At 67.1% G+C, this 17,058-nt stretch carries 17 protein-coding genes; 6 read left to right on the top strand and 11 right to left on the bottom strand.

Translation table 11 applies throughout. The annotated features are described in order from the left end of the window. Window positions 1-61: 61 nt before the first annotated feature. The 3 genes from AC5P60_RS18395 to rpsU all read right to left on the bottom strand — a co-directional run bounded on the left by AC5P60_RS18395 (window position 62) and on the right by rpsU (window position 1,881). A complete protein-coding gene (locus AC5P60_RS18395) occupies window positions 62-982 on the bottom strand; it encodes a YihY/virulence factor BrkB family protein (RefSeq protein ID WP_049402636.1) in 921 nt (306 codons plus the stop codon). A gap of 105 nt (window positions 983-1,087) precedes the next feature. After that, window positions 1,088-1,531, bottom strand: a complete 444-nt coding sequence (locus AC5P60_RS18400; protein ID WP_005412032.1) for a GatB/YqeY domain-containing protein — start codon at window positions 1,529-1,531, stop codon at window positions 1,088-1,090. 134 nt (window positions 1,532-1,665) lie between these two features. Further along, a complete protein-coding gene (rpsU, locus tag AC5P60_RS18405) occupies window positions 1,666-1,881 on the bottom strand; it encodes a 30S ribosomal protein S21 (RefSeq protein ID WP_002808376.1) in 216 nt (71 codons plus the stop codon). A gap of 166 nt (window positions 1,882-2,047) precedes the next feature. Between rpsU and tsaD the strand changes: the two genes are divergently transcribed. Further along, complete coding sequence (gene tsaD, locus AC5P60_RS18410) at window positions 2,048-3,073, top strand: tRNA (adenosine(37)-N6)-threonylcarbamoyltransferase complex transferase subunit TsaD (protein WP_032966370.1); 1,026 nt, start codon at window positions 2,048-2,050, stop codon at window positions 3,071-3,073. Window positions 3,074-3,106: 33 nt separating this feature from the next. Here tsaD and AC5P60_RS18415 read toward each other — a convergent pair whose 3' ends face one another. Then, window positions 3,107-3,760, bottom strand: coding sequence for a hypothetical protein (locus AC5P60_RS18415; protein WP_049396178.1), 654 nt, complete (start codon window positions 3,758-3,760; stop codon window positions 3,107-3,109). Window positions 3,761-4,114: 354 nt separating this feature from the next. Here AC5P60_RS18415 and folB point away from each other — a divergent pair, with 354 nt between their 5' ends. The 4 genes from folB to AC5P60_RS18435 all read left to right on the top strand — a co-directional run bounded on the left by folB (window position 4,115) and on the right by AC5P60_RS18435 (window position 8,810). Then, on the top strand, window positions 4,115-4,468 hold the full coding sequence (gene folB, locus AC5P60_RS18420; RefSeq protein WP_005407807.1) for a dihydroneopterin aldolase: 354 nt from the start codon (window positions 4,115-4,117) through the stop codon (window positions 4,466-4,468). 91 nt (window positions 4,469-4,559) lie between these two features. After that, complete coding sequence (locus tag AC5P60_RS18425) at window positions 4,560-5,831, top strand: mechanosensitive ion channel family protein (protein WP_033833643.1); 1,272 nt, start codon at window positions 4,560-4,562, stop codon at window positions 5,829-5,831. Between the two features lie 128 nt (window positions 5,832-5,959). Next, on the top strand, window positions 5,960-8,134 hold the full coding sequence (locus AC5P60_RS18430; RefSeq protein WP_483693832.1) for a glycoside hydrolase family 3 N-terminal domain-containing protein: 2,175 nt from the start codon (window positions 5,960-5,962) through the stop codon (window positions 8,132-8,134). A 130-nt stretch (window positions 8,135-8,264) separates the two neighbouring features. Next, window positions 8,265-8,810, top strand: a complete 546-nt coding sequence (locus tag AC5P60_RS18435) for a hypothetical protein (RefSeq protein ID WP_049433369.1) — start codon at window positions 8,265-8,267, stop codon at window positions 8,808-8,810. A gap of 64 nt (window positions 8,811-8,874) precedes the next feature. On the opposite strand, the gene AC5P60_RS18440 is transcribed toward AC5P60_RS18435, so the two are convergent. Beyond that, window positions 8,875-10,044, bottom strand: coding sequence for a PQQ-dependent sugar dehydrogenase (locus AC5P60_RS18440; protein ID WP_483693831.1), 1,170 nt, complete (start codon window positions 10,042-10,044; stop codon window positions 8,875-8,877). Between the two features lie 168 nt (window positions 10,045-10,212). Between AC5P60_RS18440 and yiaA the strand changes: the two genes are divergently transcribed. Beyond that, entirely contained in the window at window positions 10,213-10,665 is a 453-nt protein-coding gene (yiaA, locus tag AC5P60_RS18445; protein ID WP_005407812.1) for an inner membrane protein YiaA, read from the top strand. A gap of 87 nt (window positions 10,666-10,752) precedes the next feature. On the opposite strand, the gene AC5P60_RS18450 is transcribed toward yiaA, so the two are convergent. The 6 genes from AC5P60_RS18450 to AC5P60_RS18475 form a co-directional block, all read right to left on the bottom strand. Then, window positions 10,753-11,076, bottom strand: a complete 324-nt coding sequence (locus AC5P60_RS18450; RefSeq protein ID WP_483693830.1) for a hypothetical protein — start codon at window positions 11,074-11,076, stop codon at window positions 10,753-10,755. Between the two features lie 110 nt (window positions 11,077-11,186). Further along, entirely contained in the window at window positions 11,187-12,488 is a 1,302-nt protein-coding gene (locus tag AC5P60_RS18455; RefSeq protein WP_483693829.1) for an APC family permease, read from the bottom strand. Further along, window positions 12,485-13,246 (bottom strand): L,D-transpeptidase family protein, encoded by a 762-nt coding sequence (locus tag AC5P60_RS18460; RefSeq protein WP_033833648.1) that lies wholly within the window; start codon window positions 13,244-13,246, stop codon window positions 12,485-12,487. Before AC5P60_RS18460 ends, AC5P60_RS18455 begins: the two co-directional genes overlap by 4 nt. Window positions 13,247-13,261: 15 nt before the next feature. Continuing rightward, on the bottom strand, window positions 13,262-14,110 hold the full coding sequence (locus tag AC5P60_RS18465) for a MurR/RpiR family transcriptional regulator (RefSeq protein ID WP_005407816.1): 849 nt from the start codon (window positions 14,108-14,110) through the stop codon (window positions 13,262-13,264). A 361-nt stretch (window positions 14,111-14,471) separates the two neighbouring features. Then, window positions 14,472-15,566 (bottom strand): dipeptide epimerase, encoded by a 1,095-nt coding sequence (locus AC5P60_RS18470; protein ID WP_005412042.1) that lies wholly within the window; start codon window positions 15,564-15,566, stop codon window positions 14,472-14,474. Further along, window positions 15,567-17,003, bottom strand: a complete 1,437-nt coding sequence (locus AC5P60_RS18475) for a C40 family peptidase (RefSeq protein ID WP_483693827.1) — start codon at window positions 17,001-17,003, stop codon at window positions 15,567-15,569. Between the last annotated feature and the right edge of the window lie 55 nt (window positions 17,004-17,058).

Below are 17,058 nucleotides of genomic sequence, written 5' to 3' on the forward strand. Positions count from 1 at the left end.
GGGCAACAGGGCAGGGCGCGGTGCAGGACCACGCGACGGAACCGGGGGCGGTCGGCCTAGTTTACCCCCTGTCGGGCACCTGGCTGGCGGTTGCCGGATCAATGCCGGCTGCGGCCAGGTGATGACGCGCGCGCAGGCGCTCATCGATCACCGCCGTCATCAGGGCACCAACGAAGAACACGACGGTGGCGTAGTAGATCCAGACCAGCGAGATCACCAGCGCGCCCATCGAGCCGTAGGCACTGCCGGGGGCCACGGTGGCGATGTAGACGCCGATGCCGTACCGGCCCAGTGCGAACAGTGCCGAGGTGATGACGCCGCCGATGAAGGCCTGGCGCCACGCCACGCGACGGTCGGGCAGGTAGTGGTACATGAAGGCGAAGCCGACTGCGTACAGCAGCAGGCTCGTGACGTACCCCAGCGCGGGCAGGATCGAGGGCAGTTGCGCGAAGGCCACCTGCAGCACCGTGGTGGCGGTCATCGACAGGATCAGCAGGAAGCCCAGCGCCAGCACCACGCCGAACGAGAACACGCGCTTGCGCAGCCAGGCCTTGAGGCCTTCCAGGCGCTCGCCGCTGGTGCGGAAGATCAGGTTCAGTGCGTTCTGCAGCTGGGCGAACACGGCGGTGGCGCCGACGAACAGCAGCAGCGTGCTCCACACACCCGCCAGCGAGCCGACATCCGGCTGGTTGTCGGCGTTCTTCAGAACGGTTTCGGCCACGGTGGCCGCGCTGCTGCCGGCCACCGAGCTGATCTGGTCGATCAGTGCCTGCTGGGCCGGCGGGTACAGCGAGGCGGTCAGCCACAGCAGCAGCACCAGCAACGGTGCCATCGACAGCAGGGCGTAGAAGGAGACGGAAGCTGCCTGGGTCAGCACGTCGACGTCGATGAAGCGCTTGGCCACCGCCATCGGGAAGCTGTCCTGCAGGCGCTTGATGTACTTGCGCAGTGACACGGGAACGTTGGGCTCGGGTTCAACCATGTGTGCGGTTGTAGCAGGCGACCGACGAAGGTGCGGTGAAGCGGGTGCATCAATGGGGTCAGAGCCCTTCCGTGTCGCGGAAGGGATCCGACCGCAAGTGCTGGATTACGCCAGCAGCTGCTTGACCAGCTTGGAAACCAGGCCCATGTCGGCCTGGCCGGCGAGCTTGGGCTTCAGTGCGCCCATCAGCTTGCCCATGTCGGCCGGGCCGGAGGCGCCGGTTTCGGCGATGGCGGCCTGGATGGCGGCCACGATCTCGGCTTCGCCCATCTTGGCCGGCAGGTAGGCTTCGATGACCACGATCTCGGCGCGCTCGATCTCGGCCAGGTCTTCGCGGTTGGCGGCTTCGTACTGGCTGACCGAGTCCTTGCGCTGCTTGACCATCTTGTCGAGCACGGCGATCACGGCGGTGTCATCCAGTTCGATGCGCTCGTCCACTTCGCGCTGCTTGATGGCGGCATTGATCAGGCGGATCACGCCCAGCTTGTGCTTCTCGCCCGCCTTCATGGCGGCCTTCATGTCTTCGGTGAGCTGCTGCTTCATGCTCATGAGGAACCTCGTGGTGGTAGGTGGGGCGGGGGCGGATGCCCGAACCCGGAAACGCAAAAAGCCGGCGACGCTCGCGCGTGCCGGCTTCGGCTCCATCGCGACAGGCAGGCCCGCCGCAATGAAGATGCGTCCGATCAGTACAGGCGCTGACGCTTGGTGACGTCGCGCGACGAGCGGCGCAGCTGACGCTTCACAGCAGCGGCGGCCTTGCGCTTGCGCTCCTGGGTCGGCTTTTCGTAGAACTCGCGCTTGCGGGTTTCGGCCAGCACACCGGCCTTTTCGCAAGTGCGCTTGAAGCGGCGAAGAGCAAACTCGAAGGGCTCGTTCTCGCGGACTTTGACGCTGGGCATGGAATCTCCGGGACACAGTAGAACCGGGTCACGCCCGGCGAGCCGCACATTATAGCGGCGAATAGACAAACTGCAAGCGGCCAACCCTGAATACGGGCCGGAAGTTCGAAAGCAGTGAGATCTGCACATCCCCCGAGGGGGCGGCAGGGGCGTCATAATAGCAGGCATGCGAGTCCTTGGCATCGAATCTTCCTGTGATGAGACCGGCGTGGCGGTGTATGACACCGGCCTGTCCGGCAGCGCGGCCCTGCGCGCCCATGCGGTCTACAGCCAGATCGCCCTGCACGCCGAATACGGGGGTGTGGTGCCAGAGCTGGCCAGCCGCGACCACGTCCGCAAGCTGCTGCCGCTGGTGCGCCAGACCCTGGCCGAAGCCGGTCTGGGGGTAGGTGATATCGATGGCGTGGCCTATACGGCCGGTCCCGGCCTGGTCGGCGCGCTGCTGGTGGGCGCGGGCGTGGCGCGTTCGCTGGCCTGGGCGCTGGAGGTACCGGCCGTGGGCGTACACCATATGGAAGGCCACCTGCTGGCCCCGCTGATGGAAGACGACCCGCCGGAAGCGCCGTTCGTGGCACTGCTGGTGTCCGGTGGCCATACCCAGCTGGTGGCGGTGGATGCGATCGGCCAGTACCGCCTGCTGGGCGAAACCCTGGATGATGCGGCCGGCGAGGCCTTCGACAAGACCGCCAAGCTGATGGGGCTGCCGTACCCTGGTGGCCCGCAGCTGGCCAGGCTGGCCGAGCAGGGCACGCCGGGCGCGTATCGCTTCGCGCGGCCGATGACCGACCGCCCGGGGCTGGATTTCAGCTTCTCCGGCCTGAAGACCCAGGTCCTGATGGCCTGGCGCGACAGCGACCAGAGCGAGCAGACCCGTGCCGACATCGCCCGGGGCTTTGAAGATGCGGTGGTCGAGACCCTGTCGATCAAGTGCGAGCGCGCGCTGGAAGCGGCGGGCACCAACGTGATCGTGGTGGCCGGCGGCGTCGGCGCCAACAAGCGCCTGCGCGCCCGCCTGCAGCAGATGGCCGAGCGCCTGGGCGGCCGCGCCTGCTTCCCGCGGCCGGCACTGTGCACCGACAACGGCGCGATGATCGCCTTCGCCGGCGCGCTGCGCCTGCAAGCTGGCCAGCACAGCCCGCCGAAGGTGGATGTGACCCCGCGCTGGGACATGGCGACCCTGCCGGCGGTGTGAACCGGTAGCGTCGGGCCACGGCCGGCGGACGCATTACCGATGCACTGCCAACGGCGACGCCGCCAGCACGGTTGTCGCCCGCTCATGGCGCTGCAGCCAGCCCAGCGTGTGTGGGCAGCGGGCATGGATCAGCCGCCCGATCGCGGCCAGGTCGGCGCCGATGTCGCGCTCGAGGATGGGCTCGTGATGGGCGATGCGGTTGCGCAGGTGGCGGATGCGGTCGAGGTCAGCGTGGATGTTCGTGCGGACCACGCTGAGAGCATCCTGTGGCGCGTTCGGCAACGCAATCTTCAAGCCCCGCGCCCAGATGGCTCCCTCGAAGCGCCGCGTGAAAAGCTGCTGCCAGAAAGCGAAACGAAGACTGGCGATGATCTCCGGAGTGTCCATCCGAGGATCTGCCTGTCTATGGATATCCTGCAAGGCCGACAACGCGCCATCTGCTGGCATCCGCTGCAGCAGTGCAGGATGCCAGGGCCAGCGCGGCCCGAAGGTATGCGCCAGCGCCGCGGCCACCGCATTGCGGATTACGATTTCACAGACGTGCAGGGGAGATAGCAGCGCGCCGCACATCTGCATGTTCCATACGTAAAGTGAGGCGGCGTCCAAACAGTGCCGGTATGCAATGCGTTTGTACGTCGCCCACCGTGGGCGTGACAGCGCTGCCTGCAGGATTCGTTGCTCTCTCATCAAATACGGGACCACATGGCGGATCACTAGCCTGCGCTGGTTGCCGCAGGCGTGATATCGGGCAATGCCGCCGTGTCAGGCAGCAAAATTCCTGTATCGCCTTGGGCTTCCTCCAGTATGTCGTGATTGACTCTGGACCGTAGAGGAAATGAACGTCACGATCTGCATCGTGTGCTCCGGGACTCGCGGCTGGATTCCAGCTCCCCCCGGGGACGTTGAGAGGTACCAAAGGGCCCCGCTAGCAGGGCCCTTTGTTTTTTCCGGGCCGCCCCACGCCGGTGGCCCGCCGCCCGTTCCGGGCAGGCTCACCGCCGTGCCGGTACCATGGCCGTCTGTATTCGGCTGGTAACCGCAATGGACAAGGTTTTCATCGAGGGGCTGACGATCGACGCCCTGATCGGCATCTACGATTGGGAGCGGCGGATCCGCCAGGACCTGGTGTTCGACCTGGAAATGGGCTTCGACAACCGTCGCCCCGCAGCCACCGATGACATCGCCCACACCCTGAACTACAAGGCGGTGAGCAAGCGCCTGGAACAGTTCGTGCGCGAGTCGGAGTTCGGCCTGGTCGAGACCCTGGCCGAACGTTGCGCGCAGATCGTGCTGGACGAATTCGACGTGAAGTGGCTGCGCCTGAAGCTGAGCAAGCCGGGCGCGGTGCGCGGCGCGCGCGCGGTGGGCGTGATCATCGAACGCACGCGGGACTGACCCGGTCGTGCCGGCCATTGGCCAGCAACCCCGGTAGTGCCGGCCGCTGGCCGGCAACCTTGGCAACAACGAAACAGACAGGAGACAACCGATGGTGGACGCGGTGGTGGCGGTACAGTGGCTGGAACGGCTGCGGAACACACTGGAACCCTATCCTGGCGCCTACCTGGCGTTGATGATCTCGGCGCTGCTGATCGCCGCTGGCCTGGCCAACTGGGTGACCAAGCGCATCCTGCTGCGCGGGCTGCGACGCCTGCTCAGCCGCCTGCCGGGCGCTGATACCGGCCGCGGCAGCCACCTGATGCGGGTGATCTCGCGTCTGTCCAATGTGGTGCCCAGCCAGGTGATCGCCTCGGGCATCCGCATCGTGCCGGACCTGCCGCCGGGGCTGGTGAGCTTCATCATCGGCGCCTGCCAGGCGTGGGCGATCCTGACCGTGGTGCTGGCCATCTCGCATGCGCTGGATGCGGCCAATGATCTCTACGAGCGCCGCCCCGAGGCACGCAACAAGCCGATCAAGGGGTACCTGCAGGTCGCCAAGATCGTCATCTTCGTGATCGCCGGCCTGTCGATCGTTGCCACCCTGGCCGGCGTCGACCTCCGCTATCTGGTCACCGGTCTCGGCGCCGCCACCGCAGTGCTGATGCTGATCTTCCAGGACACCATCCTGTCGCTGGTGGCCAGCGTACAGATCAGTGGCGATGGTCGCGTGCGCATCGGTGACTGGATCGAGATGCCCAGCCAGAACGCTGACGGTGATGTGATCGACATCGCCCTGCACACCATCACCGTGCAGAACTTCGACAAGACCATCACCACCATCCCGACCAAGAAGCTGGTGACCGAGTCGTTCAAGAACTGGCGCGGCATGCAGGAGGCGGGTGGGCGCCGGATCAAGCGCGCGCTGTACCTGGACCAGCACAGCGTCGGTTTCCTGGACGAGGGCGACCTGGCCTTCCTCGGTGAATTCGCGCTGCTGCGCGACTACCTGCAGGCCAAGGAGCAGGAGCTGGGGCAGTGGAACGGGCGCCTGCGCGAGCAGGGCGTGGCCGAGGTCAACAGCCGCCGGGTGACCAACCTGGGTACCTTCCGGGCCTATGTGGAGCGCTACCTGCGCAGCCACCCGGGCATCCATACCGACATGACCCTGCTGGTACGCCAGCTGCAGCCAACCACCGAAGGCCTGCCGCTGGAGCTGTACTGCTTCACCCGCAGCACCGCCTGGGGCGAGTACGAGGCGGTGCAGTCGGACATCTTCGACCACCTGCTGGCGATCCTGCCGGCCTTCGGCCTGCGGGTATTCCAGGCCTCCAGCGACGCCATGTTGATGGCCGGGCAGCGCCAGCTGGCCGGCTCGGAGTAAGCTGCGGTGCCCCCGGCGGGGCCATACGGACCCCGCTGGTGGCTGAAACTGAATGAACAAACCCCTCGCCAAATCGCCCGGGATCGCTAGAATGCCGGGCTTGTAAACGTTTTCATCAAGGACTGCCGGTGGCCTCCGATCGCATCGAATCCCTCATTGCCCAGATGACCGTCGAGGAAAAGGTCGGCCAGCTGGGTGTCTTCGCGGACATGGTCCGCCCGTTCGCCCCGGACGTGAACCCGGAAACCAACGTGCGCAATGCCGACCAGGTGCTGCAGCAGGTGCGCGAGGGCAAGGTCGGCTCGCTGTTCAATGGTGTGGGCGCCGAACTGGGCCGCCGGATCCAGCAGGTCGCCACCGAAGAGAGCCGCCTGGGCATCCCGGTGATCCTGGCGGCCGACGTCATCCACGGCATGCGCACCGTGTTCCCGATTCCGCTGGGCGAGGCCGCCAGCTTCGAGCCGGCGCTGGCCGAGCGCACCGCGCGCGCCACCGCCATCGAGGCCACCGCTGCCGGCCTGCACTGGACCTATGCCCCGGCCGTGGACATCGCCCGCGACCAGCGCTGGGGCCGTGGCGCCGAAGGTGCCGGTGAGGACGTGGTGCTGGGCTGTGCCTTTGCCGCCGCCCGCGTGCGCGGCTTCCAGGGCAGCGACCTGCGCGCCGCCGATTCGCTGCTGGCCACGCCGAAGCACTTCGCCGCCTATGGCGCGGTGATGGCCGGCATGGAATACAACATGGTGGACATCTCGCCGCAGACCCTGCGCGACGTGCACCTGCCGCCGTTCAAGGCCGCCTTCGACGCCGGCGCGATCACCGTGATGTCCTCGTTCAACGACATCAACGGCGTGCCGGCCAGTGCCAACGCCGAACTGCTGACCGACATCCTGCGCGGTGAATGGAAGTTCCCGGGCGTGGTGATCTCCGACTACACCGCCGATATGGAACTGGTCGCGCACGGCTATGCCGCCGACGACCGCGATGCCACCGCCAAGGCGTTCACCGCCGGCCTGGACCTGAGCATGCAGAGCGGCTTCTACGCCGAGCACCTGCCGGGCCTGGTCGAGAGCGGCGAGGTGCCGATGGCGGTACTGGATGAGGGCGTGCGCCGCATCCTGTGGCTGAAGGAAACCATCGGCCTGTTCGACGACCCGTACCGTTCGCTGGATCCGGCGCGCGAAGCCGATACCTCGTACCTCGCCGCGCATGACGAACTGTCGCGCGATGCCGCGCGCCGTTCGATCGTGCTGCTGAACAACCGCGACAACGTGCTGCCGTTGCAGAAGACCGGGCAGAAGATCGCGCTGATCGGTCCGTTCGTGCAGGACCGCGAGAACATTGAAGGCTGCTGGACCCTGTTCGGCGACAAGCAGCGTTACGTGGACCTGGAAACCGGCGTGCGCGCCGCCATCGGCGATGAAGCGCTGCTGGAGATCGTGCCGGGCTGCGAACTGGAAACTGCCATTCCGGGCGGCACCGAAGCAGCGGTGGCTGCCGCGCTGCGCGCCGACGTGGTGGTGCTGGCGCTGGGCGAACCGCAGCGCTACAGCGGTGAAGCGCAGTCGCGCGTGGAGATCACCCTGCCGCCGGCACAGCAGGCACTGGCCGAGGCGGTGGCGATGACCGGCAAGCCGCTGGTGGTGCTGCTGCGCAACGGCCGCGCGCTGGCACTGCAGGGCGCGGTGCGCAATGCGCAGGCCGTGGCGGTGACCTGGTACCTGGGCACGCAGACCGGCCATGCCGTGGCTGATGTGCTGTTCGGCGACTACAGCCCGTCCGGCCGCCTGCCGGTCAGCTTCCCGCAGGTGTCCGGCCAGCAGCCGTACTTCTACAACCACCCGCGCACCGGCCGCCCGGAACTGCCGACCATGTCGGAGTTCAAGGCTCGCTGGCGCGAGATTCCGAACGAGCCGCTGTACCCGTTCGGCCACGGCATCGGTTACACCACCTTCGCCTACGGCGTGCCGCGGCTGAGTGCGGCGCAGCTCGGCTGGGACGACACCCTCACCATCACCACCACCCTGACCAACAGCGGCGACGTGGCCGGCGAGGAAGTGGTGCAGCTGTACATCCACGACCGCGTGGCCAGCCGCGTGCGTCCGGTGCGTGAACTGAAGGACTTCCGCAAGGTGGCACTGCAGCCAGGCGAGTCGACCGACGTGGTGTTCACCCTCACCCGCGAGCAGCTGGCCTTCACCGGCCGCGACGGCGTGCTGCGTGCCGAGCCGGGCCACTTCGACCTGTGGGTCTGCGCGTCCTCGGCGGCCGGCGAAGCCGTGCAGTTCGAGCTGCTGAAGGCCTGATCGAAGAAAAAGGGGACGGAGGGGATTAAGTCGTTTGTGCCACTGACGACTTAATCCCCTCCGTCCCCTTTTTGTTGTCCTCACCGCGGCGGCGCTACCATCGGGCTCCCTGTTTCGATGGAGTGCGCGCATGCGCCGGATGGCTTGTCTGATTCCCGCCCTGGTGCTGGCCGCCTGCTCGCAGCCGGCGGCACCGCCGGCCGAGCCTGCGGCGGATGCACCGCCGCCGATGGAGGCCAGCGCCCCGGCAACGCCTGCGGCATCTGCCACTGAACCCGCTGCTTCGGCACCGGCCGCGCCCGCAGCGGAAGCGCCCGCCGAAGACGCACGCGCGCGCATCGAAACGCTGCTTGGCGATGCGGCGCAGTTCGAGAAGGTCTTCAATGCGTTCAAGGCCGCCGTGGTTGGCGGCGATCGCGCTGCGGTGGTCGAGGAAGTGCGCTTTCCATTGAACGTCGGTGGCGGAAAGAAGATCACCGGCCCCGGTGAGTTCCAGCGCAACTACGAGAAGATCATCACCCCGGCGGTGGTCAAGGCGGTGTCCGAGCAGGATTTCGGCAAGGTGTTCGTCAACCAGCAGGGCGTGATGATCGGCAGCGGCCAGGTGTGGTTGAACGGGCAGTGCCTGGACCAGGCCTGCACGAAGACCGAGGTGAAGGTCATCACCATCCAATGAACGCAGACGGCCCCGCGTGCGGGGCCGTTGCGGACAAACGTGCCGGCCAGCGGCCGGCACTACCTCAGGTGCTCGGGGTGAGCTTCAGCAGGCGCGCCTTGCTGCCGTCTTCCAGCAGCCACAGGGCGCCATCCGGGCCCTGTTCCACTTCGCGGATGCGCTCGCCCATGTTGAAGCGTTCGGCTTCGCGCGCGCTGTCGCCGTCGAAGGCCACGCGCACCAGCGAGGTGGAGGACAGGCCGCCGATGAAGCCGCTGCCCTTCCACTGCGGGAACAGGTTGCCGCTGTAGATCACGAAGCCGGCCGGCGAGATCACTGGCGTCCAGGTCACCTTCGGCGCGGCGAATTCCGGGCGCGTGTCGTGGTCGGGAATCGGCCGGCCGTCGTAATGGTCACCATTGGAAACGATCGGGTAGCCGTAGTTGGCGCCGCGCACGATCAAGTTCAGTTCGTCACCGCCGGCCGGGCCCATCTCGTGTGCCCACAGCTTGCCGTTGGCATCGAAGGCCATGCCGAGGATGTTGCGGTGGCCCAGTGACCACACCTGCGCGGCCACGCCGCCCTGCGAGGCGAACGGGTTGTCGGCGGGCAGGCTGCCATCATCGTTGAGGCGGATGATCTTGCCGAGGTTGCCGCCCATGTCCTGCGCCGGATCGAACTTCTGGCGCTCGCTGGAGCTGATCCACAGCTTGCCGTCCGGGCCGAAAGCAAGGCGATGGCCGTAGTGGCCTTCACCACTCACCTTCGGGCTCTGTCGCCAGATCACCTTCAGGTCCTTCAGCTGACCGGCACCGTTGGCGTCCAGCGCCAGCGTGGCACGGGCCACGGCGGCGCCGCGGGTGTCCAGCGTGCCTTCCTCGGCATAGCTGAGGTAGATCACGTGGTTGCTCGCGAATTGCGGGTGCAGGATCACGTCACCGAAGCCGCCCTGGCCGCCGTAAGCGACCTTCGGAACGCCGGCAATCTCGTGCTTCTGGCCGCTGGCCAGGTCCAGGTGCTGCAGCTTGCCGCGCTTTTCGGTGACCAGCAGGCTGCCGTCCGGCAGGAAGGTCATCGCCCACGGCTGGTCGAAGCGGCTGATTTCGGTGGCGGTGAACGGGCGCTGGTCGGCAGTGGTGGAGGCTGCGGGCGCTGCGGTCTGGGCGCCGTTGGCGGCCGGGTCGGCGGCATTGCAGGCGGAGGTGGCAAGGATCGGCACAAGGCCGAGGGCGAGCAGCAGGGGCGTGCGGGTCATGGGTATCTCCAGGGCGGGGATGCGGATGGCCGGGCTGTCCCTTGTATACCACTGGCGCCGTGAGCGTCGTGGCCTGAAGGTCCTGCGACCCCTGTGCGAGCGCGGCGGGATCGTCTAGGGTGGGCACGCCCGGGCAAAGCGTGCCCGTCTGCCTGCCAAGGATCTGCAATGAACACTGCCATGCCCCACAAGCCCTCCACCGCCTTCATCGCCGCCTCATGGGTGGCCCTGCTGCTGGGTGCGGCGGCCTACCTGATCGGTCTGTTCAACGCCACGATGGCGCTCAACGAAAAGGGCTACTACCTCACCCTGCTGCTGTTCGGCCTGTTCGCGGCGGTGTCGCTGCAGAAGAGCGTGCGTGACCGCGTCGAGGGCATTCCGGTGAGTGGTCTGTACTACGCGCTGTGCTGGTTCGCACTGCTGTCGGCGTTGATGCTGCTGCTGGTTGGCCTGTGGAATGCCACGCTGGCACCGAGCGAGAAGGGCTTCTACGGCATGGCGTATGCACTGTCGCTGTTCGGCGCGGTGGCGGTGCAGAAGAACACCCGCGACCTGATCGCCGCCGGTGGCGGTGAGAGCAAGCGTAGCGCGGTCGTGCCGCCGCTGCCGGAACAGGAGTGAATGTGTAGAGCCGGGCCCATGCTCGGCTGTCCTGCGGCGTTTGTGGAGTCGAGCCGAGCGTAGGCTCGGCCCGACAAAAGCGTGGCGCTATCGCTCCAACAGCGGATCCGCCTGCTGCGCGTCCTCCCAGCCACGGCGCACGGCATTGCGTGCCTGCGCCCATTCCAGCCGGCTGCGGCCACGCTCGCTGGCCCAGCGCGACTCCAGTTCAGCTTCGACCTGTTCGTAGGCGCGGATCATGTCCTGCGCACGCGCGGCATGGCCGATGCGGTAGGCTGGTTCATAGTCCTCGAAGAACAGCTGGTCGTCGTAGTACGGTTCGGCGGTGTAGCGTTCGCGCCAGTAGCTGCTGACCGCATCGCGCGGCGTGCTGTCGTCCGGTACGCGGCCGGGGATCTGGTACTCGGTCATGGAAGGCTCCGTTGTGGACGAAGCCTGATCCTGCCTGTGTGGCGGTTAACGGCCCGGTCCGGCAGCGTGATCACCAGATCAATCCGCCGGGCATGGCCCGGCGCTATCGGTCATCCGGCGTCGGCATCTTTTCGCGGCAGCTTGTAGATCACCGCGCCGATGGCGAAAGCCACCAGCGCAGCAGCGATGTTCTGCCAGCTGGCACTGGCGAACAGCGCCAGGCACAGCAGCAGCGCCAGTACCGGAATCAGCGGACCACCCGGCAGTTTCAGTGCGCCCGGCCGGTCCGCATAGCGCTTGGCCAGCACCAGTACTGCAGCGGCCGTTCCGATGTAGGCGAACAGGCGCGTGGTCATCGACAGCAGGGCCAGCTGCACGAACGAACCGGACAGGGCCAGGCCCAGCGCGATCACGCCTTGGCACAGGATCGACGCGGCCGGCGTGTGGAAGCGCGGATGCACCTGCGCCAGGATCTTCGGCCCATAGCCATCGCGGGCCAGTGCGAACAGGAAGCGCGGGCCCATCATCATCGTGTTGCTGTTGGTGCCGAGGATGGAGATGGTCGCGCCTACGGTGAGGATCAGCGCCAGTGCTTCGCCGCCGAAGCCGGCAGCGGCATCGGCCAGCGGCGTGGCCGAGCTGGCCAGGCCGGCCAGCGTGCCCTGTGCCACCACCTGCACCGCGCCGTAGATGACGGTGACGGTGATGATCATGGTGATCAGCGCGAACGGAATATCGCGACGCGGATTACGGTACTCGCCGGCGGCGGCCGGGATGTTCTCGAAGCCGGCGTAGGCGTACAGCAGCAGCAACGCGGCCTCGCCCATGCGCTGCAGGTCGTGCGGGTCGGGGCGCTGGCCGGAGAAGGCCAGCTGCGGGTCGATATAGAACGCACCGATGGCCACGAACAGCAGCAGCGGCAACATCTTGCCGATCACCAGCACCACGCCGGTGCGCGCGGCCGAGCGCACGCCGATGATGTTGACGCCGGTGAGGAAGCCCAGCGACACCACGATCACCGCGATGCGCCCCATGCCGGCACCGGCCCACGGCCAGAAACGCGCGACCGCATCGGCCAGCGCGTTGCTGAGTGCGGCCGCCGAGCTGATGCGGGTCAGCCAGATCATCCAGCCGATCTCGAACCCGGCGAAGCGCCCGAACGCCTCGCGTGCATACAGGTAGCTGCCACCGGGCTCGTCGAAATAGCTGGCGGCCTGCGCGTAGCACAGCACCAGCAGCGCCACGACGATACCGGCGGCGACCACGCCCCACAGGCTGAAGGGGCCAAGCAGGGCGACGGTGGCGGCCGGCAGCAGGTAGATGCCGCTGCCGATCACATCGTTGATCGACAGGCCGACGATCTGCCAGCGGCTGACCGCGCGCTGCAGCTGCGGTTCGTCCTGCGCGCTCAACGGGCGTCTCCGCGCAGTGCGGGCAGTTGCCACTGGGCCTGCAGGCGCGTGTACTCGGCGCGCGGCAGCAGCACGAAGCGCGGCGCATCCTGCGGCCGCAACCAGTCCAGCAGGGCCTGCATGCGGGCCTGCGGCATGGCGGTGCAGCCGGCCGTGGCCTCACCGGGTTGGCGCCACAGATGGGCGAAGATGCAGCTGCCCTTGCCGGGCTGGTTGTCCGGGTTGTGGGCGATCACGAAGCCTTCCTGGTAACGCACGTCGCCCCTGTTGTGCAGATCCAGCCGCATCGGCTCGGTGGAGCCTTCCACAGCTGCCTTGCCGACCTTCTTCTCATCGACGATGCGGTTGTAGAACGGCGAACCGGACACATCCATGCAGTAGCTGCTTTCGAGCATCGGCTGGTAGGCCATGGCCGTGCCTGGTCGTGTGACGGCATAGCCGAACGCGCTGCCGAGCGCGAACACGCCTGCCGGGCTGCGGCCATCGCCTTCCTGCTTCTGCGGGCCATCGGCCTGCGCCGGGTGCAGGCCCAGGCCCCAGGCGCTGCCGGTGCGGCCCAGTGCCACCGGGAACGCCTCTCCATGTGCGTGCCAGCCCTTGCCATCACGCACGTAGGCCTGCAGCTGGCCCTGTGTGCTGTCCCAGCTTTCGCTGGTGACCACGATCAGCTGGCGCGCACCCTGCAGCGGCGCAGCGTGGACGGATGCCGCCGCGGCAAGCAGCAGTGCAGCGGTAGCGAGACGGACCAGGGATTTCATCAACAGGTGCTCCGGTCAGGAATCCAGCAGGTGGTCGATCCGCTCCAGGTTCACCGCCAGCTGCTGCTGACGGTCCGGATTGGTGTGGCAGAGCAGCACGAACAGGAAATCGAGCAGGGCGTGCATGGCGCTACGGTACAGCAGCTGCGCGACCTGCGGCGTGCGCTCGTGCGCGCACACCACCAGCGCTGCGTCAGCATGCGCGCGCAGCGGGTTGGCGGTATGGCGGGTGATGGAAATCACCTTGCCACCCATGTCCTGGAACTGGCGCGACAGCTGCGAAAGCTGAGGCAGGTTGCCGAATTCGGAGAACACCAGCAGCGCATCACCGGGGCGCGCGGCCGACAGGTTGGCCAGCATCAGGATCGGGTCGGTATGCGGCACCACCAGCAGGCCGAGCAGCGACAGCCGCATGGCGAACTCGCGGGCATACAGGCCGTCGTCACCCAGGCCGTACACGAACAGCTTGGGCGCGCCGTCGAGCAGCTGCACGATGCGCTCGATTTCCTCGCGTGGGTTGGCCTGGCGGGTTTCCTCTTCGGCCTGCGCCTTGCTGCGGCGCAGGGTGTCGCCCAGGCGCAGGTAGTCGTCGCCACTGTCGGGTTCGCTGGGGGCCTGCTGCGGATCGGCGCCAGCACGGGCGACATCCTGGCCGATGGAGTACTTCAGGTCCGGGTAACCCTTGAAGCCGAGCTTCTGGCTGAACTTCACCACGCTGGACTGGCTGATGCCCAGCGCGCTGGCCAGCTGCTGGGACGAGTAGTCGCGCAGCAGGTGGGCGTTGTCGAGGATGAAGTCGGCGATGCGGCGCTCGATGGCCGACATCTGCCCGCGCTCGGAACGGATCTTCAGCAGGGGCGGCATGCGGGGTGTCCGAGCATGTGTAGGCGCGTTGTGGTTGGCAGCGTAGAGCGTGCCATGGAATGGGTCGGGCGGGTTCCAGCCGCGAAGAGGTTACGGAGTGCAGTTGTTGCCTTTGACGTCGAGTCCGCCTTCAAGCGAGCCGAGCACCGCAGGTCCGGCGAGGGCGAAGAGGCGCGGGTGTCTGAGCGCAGCGAGTTCCGCGCCGTCCCTCGGCGGACCGAGGAGCGCAGGGCACCGACGTGCGCAGCACGTCGGCTCGCGGCCGGCGGAGCGTTTCTTTTGGTTACTTTTCTTTTCGCGAAAAGAAAAGTAACGCGCGACCCAGCGTCAGTGGCACGCAACGTCGGCCGCAAGGCAGAAATCACCCCAGCATCTCCAGCCCACGCACCTCAGTAATGCCCAGCCCCGGCACGTCGCTGATGCTGATCTCCGATTCGTTGAAATGCACGCCGCCGCTAACCGGGTCGAACTGGCCCAGCGAGGGACCGTCGAGGTCAACCTTGGTGATCACATCACTCTTGGCCACGGCCAGGTGCACGGCGGCGGCCACGCTGATGCTCGACTCGATCATGCAGCCGATCATGCACGGCACGCCGTAGATGCCGGCGATGTCGGCGATGCGGATCGCGTTGGACAGGCCGCCGGTCTTCATCAGCTTGATGTTGATGATGTCGGCCGCGCGCTGCTGGATCAGGTCCATCACCTGGCTGGGACTGAACACGCTTTCATCGGCCATCACCGGCGTGTTGACGCGATCGGTGACGTACTTCAGGCCGCTGATGTCAGCCGCCTTCACCGGTTGCTCCAGCAGCTCCAGCACCACGCCGGCCTCTTCCAGCGTACGCATCGCATGCACCGCCTGCTTGGCGGTCCAGCCCTGGTTGGCATCCAGGCGCAGCAGGGCACGGCCTTCCACGGCGGCATGGATCGCCTTGACCCGTTCGATGTCCAGGCCGATGTCCTTGCCGACCTTGATCTTCAGCGACTCGAAGCCGCGTTCGATGGCCGACAGCGAATCGGCCACCATCTTGTCGATGTAGTCCACGCTGATGGTGATGTCGGTGGTGATCACCGGGTCGCCACCACCGAGCATCTGGTACAGCGGCGCACCGTGCAGCTGCGCCCACAGGTCGTACAGCGCGATCTCCACCGCCGCCTTGGCGCTGGTGTTGCGCTCCATTGCGGTCTGCACCAGCGTGCACAGATGGTTGAGGTTGACCACGTCCTGGCCGATCAGGCGCGGGGCGATGAAGTGGCGGATCGCTTCGATGATCGAGCCGTGCGTATCGCCGGTGATCACCGCGGTGGCCGGGGCTTCACCGTAACCGGTGTTGCCGGTGTCGGTGCGGATCAGTACGACCACATCTTCCACGGTTTCCACCGTGCGCAGGGCAGTCTTGAACGGCGTCTTCAGCGGCACGCGCAGCATGCCCAGTTCGATGGCAGTGATCTTCATTCAGGGGGTCTTGGCCCGCAGGCGCTGGATGTTGGTGATGCGGTCGATGTAGCGGACGGTATCGCTGGCCATCATCGGCTCCAGCGGCGTGACCGAAACACCATTGAGATGGGCCTGCACACGTCTGCCGTCGGCACCGAACCAGCTGCCGCCCGCCGTATCGTGGATCACCCAGGTGCGGCCGTCGACGTGGCCGATGGCCATCATCACGTGGCCGGGGATGTAGACCAGGTCGCCGGCCTGTAGTTCGGTGACCGCACGGTCGCGCGCGGCCTTGCCGACCTTGTCGGTGAACGGCAGGCGATCCAGTGCCGGGCTGACCGCCTGCGCACTGGTATTGCGCGGCAGCAGCACGCCGAAGCTGCGGTAGATCTCGGAAACGAACCCGCTGCAGTCGCGGGTGTCGTAGTCGTGGCCCCAGCCGTAGCGTTCGCCCAGGAACTTGAAGGCCTGCTGCAGCAGCAGGCGCGGGGTCAGTGGCAGGTAGTCGGCGGCGGTGTCCTGCGAGCGCGGCAGCAGCGCCGGTACGAGCTTCAGACGCCCATCGGCCTCGCGCACCGGCAACTGCACCACCCACGAGGCATGCGCCTGCTGGCCGTTCACGGGTTCTGAAGCGGGCCAGTCGGCCAGCACCGGCAGGCGTACGCCCATGTCCAGCTGCAGGCGCGATACGCGCGGTTCCTCCGGGGTGTAGGCGGTCTGCGCGGTGGCGCCGGTGATGATGCGGTACGGGCCCTTCGCGCCATAGCCGAGCACCGTGGCTTTGTCGCCGCTGGCGATGGCGTCGGCTTCGATCCACGCGCTGTAGCGCTCGCTGTGCACGAACAGCCAGCGGCCGTCGGCACTGCGGTGAACCACCGCGACCTTGTCGCCGGGGAACAGCGCCGATTCCTGGAAGCGGTCGATGTCGGTGTCACCGGCGGTGCTGAAGACGCGCTCGCGGGTGGGGAAGGTACGCAGTGCCGCGCGCTTCACCACCAGCCCATAGGCCGGTGCCACCTGGGCAGGAATCGCATCGAGGCCGAGGTTGGCTTCGATGCCGCTGCGCAGCGCGGGAGCGATGGCCTGGCCCGTCTCGTTGAACAGTGCACGCGTGGGCCAGCTGGACAGCGCGCTGATGCTGGCACGCACCGTCGCCGCATCAAGCTGGGCGGGCAGTGTGGCGATGTCCTGGATATGGTTGTCCTGCACCCGCATCCGCGCGTTCTGCGCCTCGATCTGCGCGCGATCCAGAATCGGCGCATCAGCGTTGTCCAGGCGCGCGGCCCAGTACTGCGGGGTGAGGTAGGCCTCGTGCAGGCCGATCACATAGGGCAGCGGCGCACCCGGGTCGGGCGGTGGTGCCGCCTGTGCAAAGGCTGGTGCGGCCAGCAGGCACAGGGCCAGGGTCAACCGGCGCGGCCAACGCCGGTGCGGTTCGCGGGAAGCCAGGCTCATGCGGTGCACACCCTCCTCGAATGCCTGTTGGAATATTTATTCCTTTTGGCATCGA

The organism is Stenotrophomonas sp. YJH_SMC_120, assembly GCF_059368675.1.

Coding starts and splice junctions, on each gene's coding strand:
- AC5P60_RS18395 (WP_049402636.1), bottom strand. CDS start 982: ATGGTTGAACCCGAGCCCAACGTTCCCGTGTCACTGCGCAAGTACATC.
- AC5P60_RS18470 (WP_005412042.1), bottom strand. CDS start 15,566: ATGAAGATCACTGCCATCGAACTGGGCATGCTGCGCGTGCCGCTGAAG.
- AC5P60_RS18415 (WP_049396178.1), bottom strand. CDS start 3,760: ATGAGAGAGCAACGAATCCTGCAGGCAGCGCTGTCACGCCCACGGTGG.
- yiaA (WP_005407812.1), top strand. CDS start 10,213: ATGAACACTGCCATGCCCCACAAGCCCTCCACCGCCTTCATCGCCGCC.
- AC5P60_RS18440 (WP_483693831.1), bottom strand. CDS start 10,044: ATGACCCGCACGCCCCTGCTGCTCGCCCTCGGCCTTGTGCCGATCCTT.
- AC5P60_RS18400 (WP_005412032.1), bottom strand. CDS start 1,531: ATGAGCATGAAGCAGCAGCTCACCGAAGACATGAAGGCCGCCATGAAG.
- AC5P60_RS18435 (WP_049433369.1), top strand. CDS start 8,265: ATGCGCCGGATGGCTTGTCTGATTCCCGCCCTGGTGCTGGCCGCCTGC.
- AC5P60_RS18425 (WP_033833643.1), top strand. CDS start 4,560: ATGGTGGACGCGGTGGTGGCGGTACAGTGGCTGGAACGGCTGCGGAAC.
- folB (WP_005407807.1), top strand. CDS start 4,115: ATGGACAAGGTTTTCATCGAGGGGCTGACGATCGACGCCCTGATCGGC.
- AC5P60_RS18475 (WP_483693827.1), bottom strand. CDS start 17,003: ATGAGCCTGGCTTCCCGCGAACCGCACCGGCGTTGGCCGCGCCGGTTG.
- tsaD (WP_032966370.1), top strand. CDS start 2,048: ATGCGAGTCCTTGGCATCGAATCTTCCTGTGATGAGACCGGCGTGGCG.
- rpsU (WP_002808376.1), bottom strand. CDS start 1,881: ATGCCCAGCGTCAAAGTCCGCGAGAACGAGCCCTTCGAGTTTGCTCTT.
- AC5P60_RS18460 (WP_033833648.1), bottom strand. CDS start 13,246: ATGAAATCCCTGGTCCGTCTCGCTACCGCTGCACTGCTGCTTGCCGCG.
- AC5P60_RS18465 (WP_005407816.1), bottom strand. CDS start 14,110: ATGCCGCCCCTGCTGAAGATCCGTTCCGAGCGCGGGCAGATGTCGGCC.
- AC5P60_RS18450 (WP_483693830.1), bottom strand. CDS start 11,076: ATGACCGAGTACCAGATCCCCGGCCGCGTACCGGACGACAGCACGCCG.